Origin of the sequence: Desulfomicrobium norvegicum, assembly GCF_900114595.1 — a bacterium.
In the GTDB taxonomy this organism is placed as follows: Bacteria; Desulfobacterota; Desulfovibrionia; order Desulfovibrionales; family Desulfomicrobiaceae; genus Desulfomicrobium; species Desulfomicrobium macestii.
Window position 1 is genome coordinate 55,144 of the sequence record NZ_FOTO01000009.1, and the last position, 12,927, is coordinate 68,070.

At 54.6% G+C, this 12,927-nt stretch carries 9 protein-coding genes and 1 pseudogene; 4 read left to right on the forward strand and 6 right to left on the reverse strand.

The features are described from left to right. Nucleotides 1–4: 4 nt before the first annotated feature. The 6 genes from BMZ24_RS13040 to BMZ24_RS13065 form a co-directional block, all read right to left on the reverse strand. Complete coding sequence (locus BMZ24_RS13040; protein WP_092193019.1) at nucleotides 5–1,927, reverse strand: type I-C CRISPR-associated protein Cas8c/Csd1; 1,923 nt, start codon at nucleotides 1,925–1,927, stop codon at nucleotides 5–7. After that, nucleotides 1,924–2,649: a type I-C CRISPR-associated protein Cas5c gene (gene cas5c, locus BMZ24_RS13045; RefSeq protein ID WP_092193156.1), complete on the reverse strand. Its 726-nt coding sequence runs from the start codon at nucleotides 2,647–2,649 to the stop codon at nucleotides 1,924–1,926. Before cas5c ends, BMZ24_RS13040 begins: the two co-directional genes overlap by 4 nt. Before the next feature lie 14 nt (nucleotides 2,650–2,663). Continuing rightward, nucleotides 2,664–4,913, reverse strand: a complete 2,250-nt coding sequence (gene cas3 / locus BMZ24_RS13050) for a CRISPR-associated helicase Cas3' (protein WP_143077918.1) — start codon at nucleotides 4,911–4,913, stop codon at nucleotides 2,664–2,666. Then, a complete protein-coding gene (locus BMZ24_RS13055) occupies nucleotides 4,841–5,824 on the reverse strand; it encodes a helix-turn-helix transcriptional regulator (protein ID WP_092193023.1) in 984 nt (327 codons plus the stop codon). The genes cas3 and BMZ24_RS13055 overlap by 73 nt, the downstream gene beginning before the upstream one ends. A gap of 1,014 nt (nucleotides 5,825–6,838) precedes the next feature. Beyond that, nucleotides 6,839–7,072 carry a DUF2188 domain-containing protein gene (locus tag BMZ24_RS13060; RefSeq protein WP_011369119.1) on the reverse strand — a complete coding sequence of 78 codons (234 nt, stop codon included), beginning with the start codon at nucleotides 7,070–7,072 and terminating at the stop codon, nucleotides 6,839–6,841. Between the two features lie 55 nt (nucleotides 7,073–7,127). Beyond that, nucleotides 7,128–7,562, reverse strand: coding sequence for a hypothetical protein (locus tag BMZ24_RS13065; RefSeq protein WP_011369120.1), 435 nt, complete (start codon nucleotides 7,560–7,562; stop codon nucleotides 7,128–7,130). Nucleotides 7,563–7,963: 401 nt separating this feature from the next. On the opposite strand from BMZ24_RS13065, the gene BMZ24_RS13075 reads away from it, so the two are divergent. The 4 genes and pseudogenes from BMZ24_RS13075 to BMZ24_RS13090 all read left to right on the forward strand — a co-directional run bounded on the left by BMZ24_RS13075 (nucleotide 7,964) and on the right by BMZ24_RS13090 (nucleotide 12,917). Next, entirely contained in the window at nucleotides 7,964–8,245 is a 282-nt protein-coding gene (locus BMZ24_RS13075; protein ID WP_012761384.1) for a helix-turn-helix domain-containing protein, read from the forward strand. Between the two features lie 35 nt (nucleotides 8,246–8,280). Continuing rightward, the gene (locus BMZ24_RS13080; RefSeq protein ID WP_092193030.1) at nucleotides 8,281–8,850 is read left to right on the forward strand and encodes an Hsp20/alpha crystallin family protein; all 570 of its coding nucleotides are present in this window, start codon (nucleotides 8,281–8,283) and stop codon (nucleotides 8,848–8,850) included. Between the two features lie 92 nt (nucleotides 8,851–8,942). Further along, entirely contained in the window at nucleotides 8,943–11,780 is a 2,838-nt protein-coding gene (gene clpK / locus BMZ24_RS13085; protein WP_092193032.1) for a heat shock survival AAA family ATPase ClpK, read from the forward strand. Between the two features lie 56 nt (nucleotides 11,781–11,836). Next, a pseudogene (locus BMZ24_RS13090) lies at nucleotides 11,837–12,917 on the forward strand (phospholipase D-like domain-containing protein). The last annotated feature ends 10 nt before the right edge of the window (nucleotides 12,918–12,927 follow it).

Below are 12,927 nucleotides of genomic sequence, written 5' to 3' on the forward strand. Positions count from 1 at the left end.
CTCCCTACTTTGTATTTGAATCAGCAAATTGTTTTTGTTTCTGATGGTAATAGCCGATAGCGAACTGCCCTTGCTCTTCCAGGCGGAACATTGTCGGAAGGACTTGAGGAAATTTTTCGAGGTCAATCCCGTAACACAGCTCCTGTAATTCTTTGTCTAGGTTAACAGCCAGCCCGGGCTTTTCGTGCTTAATTTTTGAAAAATGTTTGGAACTTAGATTGAACAGTCTACCGAATGCTGGCGCCGGTGTGGTCATGGCGTAAGTAAAATACTTTTCTCTGATGCCCGCGTTTCTTTCGCCAAGCGCCGCATACTGGATGCTCTCCATTTTTGCGAATATCTGCCCGCAAATATAGGCTATCGGCCTTTCTCCCTGCACACCGCTTTCCGTAATCATATAGGCACCTCCTGTAAAATTCCGATTCAATATGAGCTTTATCAACGCAGCGCGTTCTGCTGTCACACCGTATTTGGAAAATTGAGCAAGGGACTTTGCCTTATCGCTCCCTTTATCCCCTTTTGCTCTCTGCAACGCTTTCGACAAAATCCATACGGGAACAGGGCTGCTCTGGCGAATGTTGTTGAAAATTGCTGCCCTCCAAAGGTTACTGGCAACCTTGGACAAAGCGGTATCGTCATCGTCAAACTTCTTGGCGTCCATCAGCCGCCTCTGGCAACTTTTAGCTAATGCGTACAATGGGGCATAATAGATGACTGACCGCTTTCGATCAAAGTCATAAGAAGTAATTGCAATATCCTGGAACCATTGGGCTATTGACGCTCTAAATTCACCCAGGCTTGTCTCGACCCAGTCCCGCACGGCAATGCGTGCCGCCGCTCCGGAAAGAGTGCAGGAATAAAAACGCTCAGGTTCAAGATAGCGGTGACCGGTAGCATTCCCTGCCGCCAGCGACTCAACCATTACCGCGACCTCATCGGAAGACGGTGCGTCAAGCAGATCAATTTCATCAAGCGCTTGGTTATTGCGCGTCCAGAACACCATGGCAGTATCTGTTCCAAAATTTTTCCGGTTGGTATAACGGAACTGCGGTTTTGATTTTCCTTTTTTGTCTGTAACCTGAATCTCATTGCCTGCAGAAAGCAGCCAATTTAGCCCTTCAACGTATGTTTTTGCGCAATTATTGCAAATCATACAATTTTCGTTACCAGTCATTTCATAAGATTCGAAAGGATTGTTGTCTCCGTTATAAGAAATTAGCTTTCTTCCCCCTGCTGGCTCTTTATCTCCAGGCACACCTTTGATTGGAAAGTGGGGATAATCTCCAACAGGAAATGAACTTTTTAGACAAACCGAGCATTTCTTGCTGCCTGTTGAGAACATTTTACTTTGTATGGACTCATATCTATTGATTATCTCAGAATACACTGTATCAAGTTCATGCACGAATTGATTGCCACCTGAGATTAATATTGCAATATTTCCAGCACGTGCTTTCTTTGAAATCGTTTTAAGAAAGTATTCTTGGGACATCTTGCCGATACCTTGGCTGCTGTTTTCTTCATAAAACTTAATTACTGGCTCTAACCCATCAATATTTTGAAGTTCCATTATTCGGCCAACAAAAAGTTTCCTCTTTTCAGCAACATCTTTCTCAAATATTTCGATAGCCTTCTGCTCCCCTTTGTCTTTGACTTTCTTTTTAAAAGCAGGGCCATCTGAATCATAAACCCCTAATGTATAGCCACAGTTATCAAGTAGCAAACGTGCTTTTTTTTCACTTGTACGTTGTATCGCCTCAGCCATTGTCCTTTTATTTTCAATAGGCAGGAGAGAAGCAAAACCTCCGTCTGACCGAATTGTTAAAACCATCGAAATTGCTTCTTCCTTCAAAGCGTCATGAACCCATGCTCCATCAGCCTTGCCGGCCCTCAACGTTTTTCCAAGTTCACTCAATTCCTTGATCATTTCGCGTCCTCTTCTTCTCGATGGTTAAACTCGTAGATAGCTGAGGAAACGTCACTGCCAACAAGGGGGCGCAGATGGGTTGAGAGCATCATCTGGTCATTTTCCGGTACCTCGCAGTTCAAGACGCCATCATGGATTGAGGCCTCGAAAAAAAGAGGTTGTGGCTTGCCCTGTTCACCATAAAAAATGTCAAACAGCATGCTTCCAATGGGTATGGTTTCCGTGATTGGTTGATCATTTTCGTCCGGCGACATGAATTCGGCGGAAAATTCACGTGTTCCCAGGTACGGCCTACGCCAGCACTGCCCTTTCCTGACCCGCCGGGGAAACATTCCCTCATGTTTATCATCTATTCCTACATATTTATCATACATCTGCCTGGTGGCATCCTTCATAAAAATCGATGCTTCGATGATGTAGGCAACGTCTCGCAACAACACGCTATTTCGCTGCGCCCGTTTGTCCTCAACAATGATCGGATTTCGCCCCTGCTTGGAATTGATTTCATTGCGTTTGATGGACATAAAGCGCACCGGGTTGAGCACAATGATGCGCCTGACATACCATTGGAATTCCGGTTTCCAGAGGATAGCATCTAGAACGCCACGTGCCGCCGACGGCGTCATACACGGATAGGTCATCCTCTCAACTTTAAGGTCCGGCCTAGTAAAACAGGCATAGTCACCTTTCACTTTTACTCGTACTACTCGATCATCAAGCATATGCGCCTCCTTGATCATACCACATACTTGTCCGCCTCCATTGGATCCACTGAAATACCAGTAGCCGGATCATAGTTGCCGTACCAGATTTTAAAGCCGTGCGGTGAGGTTTTCACGTCTTCCCTGTTCTGATAGATAAAGTTCTCGTACGCCTGCACTGTGAATGGCTGCATGGCTCGATAGTCGTCGCGCGAAATATACTCTTTAAATTGCAGTGTGTGCAGTAGATCCCTGCTCTCGTCGTTGTAGTTGTAAACAAACAGTCCTTCGGAATGATCATCCAAATACCTGTAAATATCGTTAACCGTCTCGAAATTGAAATCCTTACGGGCATTGATGATCCCTTGTTGACTTGCTTGGTCGATGTAGAGGGCAAAGACGCTGGCATAGTATTTTTCAAAAACGTTGTGACTGTAGAGTTGTTCGATATCGTCTTGAAGAAGCTCCGCCGCGTATCCGGCACAGGCGTGATATGTCTTGTTGGGATATCTGGCATCCTGCAACAGGAACAGGTAAACATTTCCAAGCTTGCCGGAGTGGTTCAGTAATCCTTCGCGGTTGCAGCGCCCGGCGGATTGGATAATCGCTTCCAAAGGTGCGAGCGCCCGGAACACTAGCGGAAAATCGAAATCTACCCCGGCCTCGATCAACTGCGTTGAGACCACTAGGATTTTCTTTTTTGCTTTGAGGTCGGACTTGATATTTCTGATCGTTTTCTTTCTGTGGTCCGGACACATGGCGGTCGATAGATGATATTGCGCATCCCATGTTTTGTTGGATTTCATAATCATAAAATACTCAAGCGCATCTTTCTTGGTGTTGAAAATGACCAGCGACGCTTCATCATGCTTAGTGACCGTATCCTTCAGTCTAGCAAAAGAGATGGGGGTGAGTTCATCCAGCAGTTGATACGTTACCCGTTTGCTTTTGTCGTACAGGATACCGGGGGATTCAATGAGTGGCGTAATTGCCGTGATGCCATCAAAGCCAGGCCGTTTTTCATAAGCGGGTTGGGTCGCAGTGCAGAAGAGAAACGACGTACGCATGATTTCCTGAATGTCATTCAGCATCCCCAAGGTGGGCAAAACAATCTCCTTGGGGATGGTTTGCACTTCATCAAAAATGACGACCGATTCGGCAATATTGTGGATTTTTCGACACTTGGAAGGTCTGTTGCTGAACAGCGATTCGAAGAACTGAACCGTAGTAGTGATGATGATCGGATAATCCCAGTTCTCGCAGGCAAGCTGCTTTCTTTTCTGCTCGGCGGGATAATCCTCGCTTCTGTCTGTAGTCGAGTTGCTCGCCTCGTTATAGCTGGAGTGGTGTTCAAGGATCCATTCGTCACCAAAGATTCTTTTCAGTTCGCGTGCAGTCTGATCAATGATGCTGATATAAGGAAGGACAATAATGATGCGCTTCAATTTATTGTGCTGTGCGTGTCGTAGTGCCCATGCAAGCGACGTCAGCGTCTTCCCCATGCCGGTCGGCAACGCCAAGGAATAGAAACCGGTGGCGAGTAATGCCTTACCAATAGCCTCATTCCTAGCCAGATTACGCAGTTGATTGATCTCGCCAGACTTGGATTTTGCGGAAAATTCTTCTTCAAGTCTGTTGAGCATGGCAACAATCGGTAGTGTCCGGATGGGACGCATTGATGATTTTATATCATCGAAATGCTTTTCTGTAGAAAGCCAATCACTGTCAGTAAGAACGCTGAAGAGATAGCGGATGAAAATTTCATGCTGTAGTCCGTTCAATGCTGGTGCACAGACATATTCAAGGGTCATTTCGTCAAAACCGGTATCGACAAGAAAGGCGTTTTTCACTTCATCAAAGTCCGGTTCGTCATCATACACAATTTGATTGGTATCGTTTTTCCAATCTGCACGATTCGGCAGACCTTTGTGGTGACCGTCAATTGCGATTGATACATCGTAAATCTTGAATTTTCGCGCATATCCAGCACCCCATTTGGCATGTGGAATGCTACCGCGCCTGCCTCCATGTTCTAGATAATCTTGAAAAGCAGGTTGATACTTTCCAAAGTCATGGAGCAATCCTGCCAAGCGAAAAAATTGAGAGTATTCTTTTCGACAAGCAAGCGCTTCTGCCTTTTGCGCGGTTTCGAATAGATGTTTTGAAAGATCATGCTTGCTGCCATCATTATTTTCAGAATGCGCGTAATATTTCATCCTTCCACCCTCATCCCATACCTCCCCGCCATTCTCTTCACCTTCTCCATCGCCTCCTCCCTCAGCCACTCCGGCTCCAGCACCTCGAAATCCGCACCCCAGCGCATGGCCCACCACAGAACCTCTCTTGGTTCGGTCACCTTCACCTCGAAGATCAGGGAGCCGTCGGCATTGTCCATGAGGCTCTGGTTGGGATGTCTATATTCCTCGCGAATGTATGGGGCCGCGAAGGGCGAGAACCATATTCGTACCGTTTCAGGCTCGTTGTCTGTGGCAAACCGACAGAACGAGCTCATGCGGCGCTCCTCGTAGACGTAGCCTCGCTCGTTCGAGAAAATTATCTCAGTAGACCAAATCTGCTTGATCCGACAGACCTTGAAGCAGCGAACTGCCTTACGCTTCCAGTGGTAGCCGTCCAAGTAAAGAGCACCTTCAAGAACATAGAGTTGATACGGATCGACTTCGTATTCTACCGGATCGGCGTGCGGCTTGTGGTACTCGATCCGGACCCGCCGACGCTCCGTGATGGCCTTGAAGAGGCTGTCGACCACCACCTCTTTTCCACCGACATGCGTGGGCAGCTCCGGCCCCTTCAGTAGGGCGGAGCAGGCCGCCACCATGGAGGCTTTGTTCACCACCAGGAGTTTGGTAGCAGCCTTTCTGGCACACGAGGCCAGGAAGGATTCCTGCAGCCCACCGAGTCGGCCAACTGCCAATACGATGGCTAGACGCTCATCCAGCGTGAGATCCGGTGCGGTCAGGAAGGCGTCTTTTTCAACAACATGTCGGCGAGCCTTTCTGTCAAAATGGAATTCCACACCCAAGCCTTTGAGCAGGGTGCAGTACCTGCCATAAGCCGACTTCTCGACGCCCAACTCCTGCCGGATCTCCTTGGGTGATTTGTCCGGGGACGCCTTGATGGCCATGTAGAGATGGAGAATTCGCTCCAACTTCGTTGAATCATAACTTCTTGTTCCCATCTTATGGCCCTCCAGCAGGTTTCGCAGCAAGCACAAAACAACAGATCTTCCCCGGCAGTGGGGAAGATCCCATAGCGTAGGCGGGAGAAATCTTTTTTTATGAATGTGATTGCCGAAAATTGGAATGAAAGACAAGGAGGATCAGTATGTATGACGGAATAGGTGTAATATTACTGAAATTTAGTATTTTATCAGTGAATGCGTATGATGCGATTTGCTTTGTATGACATAATTGAATTTTTAGTCCGAAATCGCATAAAAAAATCCCTCACGTGCAGAGTGGCGCGAGGAATCTGGATCTGTGAACATCCAGCAAAATGATCACAGTGGTCAGGGATCACACAGGGCGGTGGGGTCAGGTCTGCTTTTGACGAAACTTTGCCCGACTTGCATCGGTCTTCGATCACAAGTGGGCGCAGTTCGTTTTCTAGGATCGTTAGAGCCTGCGTGGAAAGAGGGACAATGTGGAGGACGCGAGCTTCCATCTTTGCCGACGGAACACACCACTCTTTGCGCTCAATGTTGAGTTCTGAACATTTGGCATGCCGCAGTTCGCCAAGGCGAACGAAGAATAGGGGAGCTAGGCGGACACGAAAAAATCGCGCGATGCCCCCCAGAAGCTGGAGGGGGCGAGAGCAAAACTGAAAGGATTTGCGCTTGGCTACTTGCAGGAAGGCTAGGATTGACGGTTGTTTTCTGGAGAGAAGGCACAAAAAAAGCCCACTTTCGTGGGCAAATTTTGTTACGTGGTGGAGGGAACGACGACCTACCACAAAACAGTCTCAAAGCCCGCGTTCCTCGTAACTCCTTGATAATAAACTCCGAAGTCATCTCGCACAACCATTTCCCGACAATCCGACCAGAGAAACGATTTTCTCCCCTGATTTCCCTGCACCGGACGAGGGTGGCGGGTTGCAGTAAAAACGGATACCTGGGGCTTTTCATCAACAACTTCGAATCCGGTTTTCGGACGCCGGTTCAGTTCCCAAAACGGGAATCGAATTGATCCTGACATCATCCCTTCGGCGGATACGGATCGTTCCCGTGGCTGTCCTTGTTCTGGATCTTCCCGTCCTTGCCGTGGATGTAGAATTCGGTGCCTTGGTTCTGGCTGATCTTACGCCCGGCATCGACGGCATCCTGCTTCTTGTCGAAGTGGCCGCTGCTGCGGGTCGCGCCGTCTTTCTTGACGTCCCAGCCGCCGTCGGCGTTGGGTACGACATGATGTGATCCTGGTTTCTTTGGCATGGTCGCCTCATATTTCATGGTTTCTGTTGATATGAGTTGCACCAACCGTTCTCCGCTACGATTGCATCAGCATCCGCTCCTCAGCATGGTCAACGCGCCACTCCTTGCTTCGGTCATCGGTCAGGATCACGGTGAAAACGGACCTACCAATCGAAGCAGAACGGCCGTCTTCAGAATAGTCATCAATCCCGAAGTGGGCAGAGAGAGACGCCGTAACCACAGCGCCAGGTGGTGCCAGTTGCCCGGCGTTTCGGAGGAGTGTTCTCTGACACATACTGGCAAGAGTCCGGTTCCTCTCAATGTCGAATTCCGATGGTTCGATTCGCAGTTCCAGGAGGTCAATTGCCACCGTCAGCAACTGGTGCTGATACGCCAGCCAGGCATAATGCTGGGCCGAACAGGCAAACATATGAGCGATGCCGCTGGCGAAGCTCTTGATATGCTTGCGGCCCAATTTTTTCTGCTCGAATGGTGTATCTGCCGTTACCATTGATCAATCCTCGCGCTTTGACTCAACCAGACAGGTTCACTCCGGCTGCCAGGCGCAATCTGCCCAGTGCGCTTCGTAGCGTTTCACAAAGTCTTTCATCTCCCGGATGTTGGCGGCAGGTTCGCGGCAAGCCCGGGCGCAGGTGGAAACAACATCCCGGTAGAACCGAACGGCCACGCCCGATGACGATGCAATAACAAAAGTCCCGATCAACCCGCTGCCGTCGTCACCGGATCGGGCCATCCCGGCCATCGCCCTTGAAGATTGGAGTCACATCCATCGGCCAGCAGGTCGCTGGATGTTGATTCTTGACTGTCGGCATGTTAGGCGTAATATTATTTTAAGTCTTGTAAGAATTTCCTCGAGCGAGGCCGCGTGACGTCGGAACTTGTGGGGGTGGTATGACAGCGCGCCAGCAGGCGATCTTCACACTCGACGAGTTGGCTGCCTACTTGAAAGTCGGCAAGCGGACGCTTTACCGGCTCGCCTCGCACGGGGAGATTCCGGCCTTCAAGGTCGGCGGGACGTGGCGGTTTCGTCAAAGTGAAATCGATCGATGGATCAATGATCAGATCCAAGCAGGCAGAAAGAAGGAGGTGATACGCACAGATGAGCAGCCAAAGTCAGCGGAACACTCCGTGTCGTCTGGGCGCGCTGTCCGTCGCCGCAGGCAAACGGAGTGAGCGAGAGTCTTCAATTTTTCTTCTGGAGGTGTGACATGGACATTGATTTCAAGAAATTGGCTCCCTGGAACTGGTTCAAGAAGGAGCAGGAAGAACAACAGAGCACTGCCTCGCTGCCGGTGCAGCGCAATGACCTGCCGGTGGCGGGTGGGCCCGTCAGTCCCATCCTGCAATTGCATCGCGAGATCGACCGCCTCTTTGACGATGCATTTCGAGGCTTCGGCTTTCCGGCGCTGGCCATGCCGCGATGGCCGTCGGACTGGCCGGGCCTGCTGAAGCCGGCACTTGACATCCAGGAAACCGACAAGCTGTATAAGATTTCTTTGGAGGTTCCCGGCGTCGAGGAAAAGGACATCCAGATCACGCTCGACAACGACGTGCTGCTGGTGCGCGGTGAAAAGCGTCAGGAGCAGGAAACGAAAGACGGCGGTTTCCACCGGGTGGAGCGCTCCTACGGCAGCTTTCAGCGCGCTCTGAACCTGCCGGCCGATGCCAACCAGGACACGATCAAGGCCGCTTTCAAGAACGGCGTGCTCACAATCACGATGGAAAAGCGCGAGGCCAGCGCGCCCAAGCAGGGCCGCTCGATCCCGATCAACGGCTGACGCTGGTCGGCTCGCTTTTCTCAAAACCACAAAAGGATGAGACGCCGTGATCGGCGGCGTCTCATCAAATCAATCTTTACAGGAGCATCAGCATGGCCAGAAAACAATGCCAGGTCTGCGGCCAGCCCGCCACGGTGCGGGTGGAAGCCAATCTCAATGGTCGCCACAGCACCATGCTGTTGTGTGACGATCACTATCGCCAACTGGTGCGCCAGCAAAAGCGCACCGTCTCACCGCTGGAAGCCTTGTTCGGCTCGCGCAGCGGGCTGTTCGAAGACTTCCTTGGCAGCGACTTCTTCCGCATCGGTGACGACGCACCGTCCATGGCGGCCGATACCGACGAGGTCGTCGATGCCTCGTTCGGCGAACCCGCCCCGGCCGGTACGGGCACCGCGCGCCGTCGCGGCAGTGGGCTCGCCAGCCGTATCAGCGAACAGTCCGAGGCCCTGTTGCAGGAAGCCGCCCGACACGCTGCAGAGTTCGGGCGCGCCGAAGTCGATACCGAACACCTGTTGCTGGCGCTATCCGACAGCGACGTGGTCAAGACCATCCTGGGGCAGTTCAAGATCAAGGTCGATGACCTCAAGCGACAGATCGAATCCGAAGCCAAGCGCGGCGACAAGCCGTTCGAGGGCGAGATCGGCGTGTCGCCCCGGGTCAAGGACGCGCTCAGCCGTGCTTTCGTGGCCTCCAACGAACTCGGCCACTCTTATGTCGGGCCGGAGCATTTCCTGATCGGGCTCGCCGAGGAAGGCGAAGGTTTGGCGGCCAACCTACTGCGCCGTTACGGCCTCACGCCGCAAGCGCTGCGCCAGCAGGTAAGCAAGGTGGTCGGCAAAGGGGCCGAGGATGGCCGCGCCGAGACGCCGACCAACACGCCCGAGCTGGATAAATACTCGCGCGACCTCACCAAGATGGCGCGCGAGGGCAAACTCGATCCAGTCATCGGCCGTGCGCAGGAGATCGAGACCACCATCGAGGTGCTGGCCCGGCGCAAGAAAAACAACCCGGTGTTGATCGGTGAGCCCGGCGTCGGCAAGACCGCCATTGTCGAAGGACTGGCGCAGCGGATGGTCGCCGGCGAAGTGCCCGAGACGCTGCGCGACAAGCGTCTGGTCGAACTCAACATCAACGCCATGGTGGCAGGCGCCAAATACCGCGGCGAGTTCGAGGAGCGCGTGCAGAAGGTGCTCAAGGAAGTGACCGAGCACCAGGGCGAGCTGATTCTCTTCATCGACGAGGTGCACGCCATCGTCGGTGCAGGCCAGGGTGGCGGCGAAGGCGGGCTGGACGTGGCCAACGTGTTTAAGCCGATGATGGCGCGCGGCGAACTGAACCTGATCGGCGCCACCACGCTCAACGAGTATCAGAAGTACATCGAAAAGGATGCCGCGCTGGAGCGCCGCTTCCAGCCGGTGATGGTGCCCGAGCCGACGGTAGCGCAGACCATGATGATCCTGCGCGGCCTGCGCGACACCTTCGAGGCGCACCACAAGGTCAGCATCACCGAGGATGCGATCATCGCCGCCTCCGAGTTGTCGGACCGCTACATCACCGCGCGCTTTTTGCCTGACAAGGCCATCGACCTGCTCGACCAGGCGTCCGCACGCGTGAAGCTGTCGGCCACGGCCCGCCCGGTGGCGGTGCAAGAGCTGGAGTCCGAACTGCACCAGCTGCGGCGTGAGCAGGACTATGTGGCCTCGCGCAAGCAGTACGACAAGGCCGCCGAGCTGGGCAAGCGCATCGAGGCCAAGGAGACTGAACTCAAGAAGCTCGTCGAGGAATGGGAACGCGAGCGCGCCTCGGGCAGCGCCGAAGTCAAGGCCGAGCATGTCGCGCAGATCGTCTCGCGCCTGACCGGCATTCCGGTCAACGAGCTGACGGTGGAAGAACGCGAGAAGCTGCTGCATCTGGAGCAGCGGCTGCACGAGCGCCTGGTGGGCCAGGACGAAGCGGTGCGCGCGGTGGCCGATGCCGTGCGGTTGTCGCGGGCGGGGCTGCGCGAGGGCAGCAAGCCGGTTGCTACTTTCCTGTTCCTCGGACCGACCGGCGTGGGCAAGACCGAACTCGCCAAGGCGCTGGCCGAGTCGATCTATGGCGATGACGGTGCGCTGTTGCGCATCGACATGTCCGAGTACGGTGAACGCCATACCGTGGCACGCCTGGTGGGCGCGCCTCCGGGCTATGTGGGCTATGACGAGGGGGGGCAGCTCACCGAGAAAGTGCGGCGCAAACCCTACAGCGTGTTGCTGCTGGACGAGATCGAGAAGGCTCACCCCGACGTCTACAACATCCTGCTGCAGGTGTTCGACGACGGGCGGCTCACCGACGGCAAGGGCCGGGTGGTGAATTTCACCAATACCATCATCATCGCCACCTCGAACTTGGGCTCGGACATCATCCAGCGTCGGCTGAAGGCCCGTGGCGCCGCCGGCGAGGAATACGAGAAGACCAAGTCCGAGGTGATGGACGTGCTGCGCGGACACTTCCGCCCCGAGTTCCTCAACCGCATCGACGAGATCATCGTCTTCCATGCGCTGGGCGAGGAGGAGATCCGCCATATCGTCGGCCTGCAGCTCGATCGTGTGGCCCGCAACGCCGCCAGCCAGGGCGTGACGCTGACCTTCGATCAGACCTTGATCGATCACTTCGCGGAGGAAGGCTACAAGCCCGAGTTCGGCGCGCGTGAGCTCAAGCGGCTGATCCGCAGCGAGCTGGAGACGGCACTGGCGCGCGAGATGCTGGGTGGCGGTATCGGCAAGGCCGATCACGCCAGCGCCCGCTGGGACGACAAGGCCGAACGGGTGGTCTTCGAGCACCAGGAGCCACCCGCGAAGCCGGCCGAGCCTGAGAAGCCCGATGCCGCGAACGCGGCCGAGACGCCGCCTAGCGACGCGAGCAAGAAGAAGTCAGCGGGCGGCGAATCTTGAGTCATGAGGAGGCTGTCGTGTCCGACCCCAACGGGCTGACATGGGCAGCCACCCTCGTGTCGCTGGCGGTCGCTATCCCCACAGCGGGGCACGCGGTTATCTACAAGCGTGACCCTCAATCGGCCACGCTGTGGGTACTGCTGATCGCCTTGTTGCCGCTGGGCGGTTCGCTGCTGTATGGGCTGTTCGGCATCAACCGTTACCAGCGGCGGGCGCGGCGGCTCTTCCCGGGGGCAGATCCTGCTGTTCGGCAGGACCTCTCGCCCACGATGCCCGAGGCTGTATCGCCGCCGCTTGCCGGTCTGGCCCACCTGGTGGGACGCGCCACCGGCCAGTCGCTGACCGGCGGCAACCGCATCGAGCCGCTTGTCGATGGCGAGACGGGTTTCACCGGCGGCATGAACATCTTCGGTCCGTATTGGCGGCCCGATGCGCCGGGCCAGGCCTGTCACGATTTGCACTTTTGTCTGCGCGGGCCGGTGATTGCGCATCTGATGCGGTGCTTCACCGATGATTGGTGCGATACCACGGGCGAGCGGCTCAGCAAGGGTTACTGGGGCGAACCGCCCGTAACGGCCGATGAGCAAGGAACCTCTTGGGCGCGCGGCATCGAGGCCGGTCCCGATGAGGCCCTGGACCGGATGCGCTGGACCTTCATGGGCGCTTTGAGCGCCGCGAAGCATTCGGTGCGCATCTGGACACCGTATTTCGTCCCCGATCAGCCCATGATCGTGGCGCTGAGTACGGCTGCGTTGCGCGGCGTGCGTGTCGACGTGCTGACGCCTGCGAACGGTGACCATCCCACGGTGCAATGGGCCGCGCGCCCACTACTGGCAGGTGCTGGAGCACGGTGTGCGCATCTTCGAACGGCCTGGCCCGTTCGACCATAGCAAGCTGATGCTGGTAGACGGCAAGTGGTGCTGCCTGGGTTCGGCCAATTGGGATGCACGCAGCCTGCGCCTGAACTTCGAGTTCAATGTGGAGGTGTACGACACCGCGTTGTCTACGCGGCTGTCATCCCTTTTTGATGCCGCCCGTGATGCGGCGGACGAGATATCGGCGATGGCGTTCCGCGCCCGCCTGCTGGCCATCCGCTTGCGCGACGGGGTGGCCCGTCTGTTCACTCCCATTCTCTAGCGACACGACT

What these genes read in the sequence shown, in the direction of transcription:
- BMZ24_RS13040 (WP_092193019.1), bottom strand. Translation starts at nt 1,927, where the DNA reads ATGATCAAGGAATTGAGTGAACTTGGAAAAACGTTGAGGGCCGGCAAG.
- cas5c (WP_092193156.1), bottom strand. Translation starts at nt 2,649, where the DNA reads ATGCTTGATGATCGAGTAGTACGAGTAAAAGTGAAAGGTGACTATGCC.
- BMZ24_RS13055 (WP_092193023.1), bottom strand. Translation starts at nt 5,824, where the DNA reads ATGGGAACAAGAAGTTATGATTCAACGAAGTTGGAGCGAATTCTCCAT.
- BMZ24_RS13060 (WP_011369119.1), bottom strand. Translation starts at nt 7,072, where the DNA reads ATGCCAAAGAAACCAGGATCACATCATGTCGTACCCAACGCCGACGGC.
- BMZ24_RS13065 (WP_011369120.1), bottom strand. Translation starts at nt 7,562, where the DNA reads ATGGTAACGGCAGATACACCATTCGAGCAGAAAAAATTGGGCCGCAAG.
- BMZ24_RS13075 (WP_012761384.1), top strand. Translation starts at nt 7,964, where the DNA reads ATGACAGCGCGCCAGCAGGCGATCTTCACACTCGACGAGTTGGCTGCC.
- BMZ24_RS13080 (WP_092193030.1), top strand. Translation starts at nt 8,281, where the DNA reads ATGGACATTGATTTCAAGAAATTGGCTCCCTGGAACTGGTTCAAGAAG.
- clpK (WP_092193032.1), top strand. Translation starts at nt 8,943, where the DNA reads ATGGCCAGAAAACAATGCCAGGTCTGCGGCCAGCCCGCCACGGTGCGG.